Source organism: Tamlana crocina, from assembly GCF_012037625.1.
Window position 1 is genome coordinate 1 of record NZ_JAAVJS010000535.1, and the last position, 351, is coordinate 351.

The 351-nt window shown below is 45.6% G+C and carries 1 protein-coding gene; it reads left to right on the top strand.

The features are described 5' to 3' along the window. Positions 1-351: biotin/lipoyl-containing protein (locus tag HC176_RS17930; RefSeq protein ID WP_342448719.1), on the top strand; the 351-nt coding region annotated here is incomplete at both ends.

Below are 351 nucleotides of genomic sequence, written 5' to 3' on the forward strand. Positions count from 1 at the left end.
GCATGGAACCCGGCGAGGAGATCATTGTGGAATTGGACAGAGGGAAAACTTTATTGATCGAGTTCCTTTCAAGAGGAGAAACCGACGAAGACGGCATGTCCAGGATCTTCTTTAAAGTCAACGGACAAACCCGAGCCGTTGAGGTAAAAGATAAGTCAGTCAAAGTGGAAAAGGTAGTTCATCAAAAAGTGGACAAAAATGATAAAAAACAAATAGGTGCACCGCTGCAGGGGGCATTATCCAATATTCAGGTAGAAGTGGGGCAGAAGGTGGAAAAAAATCAGCCGCTGTTTGTCATCGAAGCCATGAAAATGGAAACCACCATCACTGCCAACGGTTCCGGAGAGATCG